We start from the raw sequence: 1193 nt of genomic DNA, 5'->3' as shown, positions 1-1193 counted from the left end.
ATTACCTGGAACAGACATTAGATTCGAAAGGATGGTGGAGCCAAGCGGGATCGAACCGCTGACCTCCTGCGTGCAAGGCAGGCGCTCTCCCAGCTGAGCTATGGCCCCAATCTAAGGCTTGCCATAACGCTCCAGTGCTTTGTTGCGCGATTCGCTCATTCAGTCACATACCATTGAGGTATGCTCCTTCATTCGCTCAACGTGCGCCTTGCCCTGAACCATTCTGACTGCGCTTTGAGATAAGAGTGTGTTCATTCATCAGCAGGCAATGCCTGCCCTACGAACGTCTCTTTTGGCGCTCTAGCAAGGCAGCAAGGAGGACGCATATTTACAATATGCGACGACGAGCTAACGTAGCTAGAGTGACAAAATGGTGGGTCTGAGTAGACTTGAACTACCGACCTCACCCTTATCAGGGGTGCGCTCTAACCGGCTGAGCTACAGACCCAGTATCTATGTAACTTTTATGTGTTNGTATATCCGTTCCAGTTATCAAGCCAATCAATCTGTGTGAGCACTTACACTTAAAAACATCTTTTTCGTTAAGGAGGTGATCCAGCCCCAGGTTCCCCTAGGGCTACCTTGTTACGACTTCACCCCAGTCATGAACCACAAAGTGGTAAGCGCCCTCCCGAAGGTTAAGCTACCTACTTCTTTTGCAGCCCACTCCCATGGTGTGACGGGCGGTGTGTACAAGGCCCGGGAACGTATTCACCGTGGCATTCTGATCCACGATTACTAGCGATTCCTGCTTCATGGAGTCGAGTTGCAGACTCCAATCCGGACTACGACGCGCTTTATGGGATTCGCTCACTATCGCTAGCTGGCTGCCCTTTGTACGCGCCATTGTAGCACGTGTGTAGCCCATCCCGTAAGGGCCATGATGACTTGACGTCGTCCCCACCTTCCTCCGGTTTATCACCGGCAGTCTCCCTAGAGTTCCCACCATAACGTGCTGGCAACTAAGGATAGGGGTTGCGCTCGTTGCGGGACTTAACCCAACATCTCACAACACGAGCTGACGACAGCCATGCAGCACCTGTCTCAGTGTTCCCGAAGGCACTCCTCTATCTCTAAAAGATTCACTGGATGTCAAGGGATGGTAAGGTTCTTCGCGTTGCATCGAATTAAACCACATGCTCCACCGCTTGTGCGGGCCCCCGTCAATTCATTTGAGTTTTAACCTTGCGGCC

General features: G+C 51.9%; 2 tRNA genes and 1 rRNA gene. All 3 read right to left on the bottom strand.

The features are described from left to right. Positions 1–32 precede the first annotated feature (32 nt). Positions 33–108 (bottom strand) — tRNA-Ala (locus M1L23_RS00800). A gap of 263 nt (positions 109–371) precedes the next feature. Then, positions 372–448: transfer RNA gene (locus M1L23_RS00795), tRNA-Ile, on the bottom strand. A gap of 95 nt (positions 449–543) precedes the next feature. After that, positions 544–1193: ribosomal RNA gene (locus M1L23_RS00790) — 16S ribosomal RNA — on the bottom strand; the annotation flags it as partial.

It is taken from the genome of Aliidiomarina quisquiliarum (assembly GCF_023922585.1).
Classification (GTDB): domain Bacteria; phylum Pseudomonadota; class Gammaproteobacteria; order Enterobacterales; family Alteromonadaceae; genus Aliidiomarina; species Aliidiomarina quisquiliarum.
Note: the sequence above shows the minus strand (reverse complement) of the source record. Positions and strands in the feature narration are given on the sequence as shown.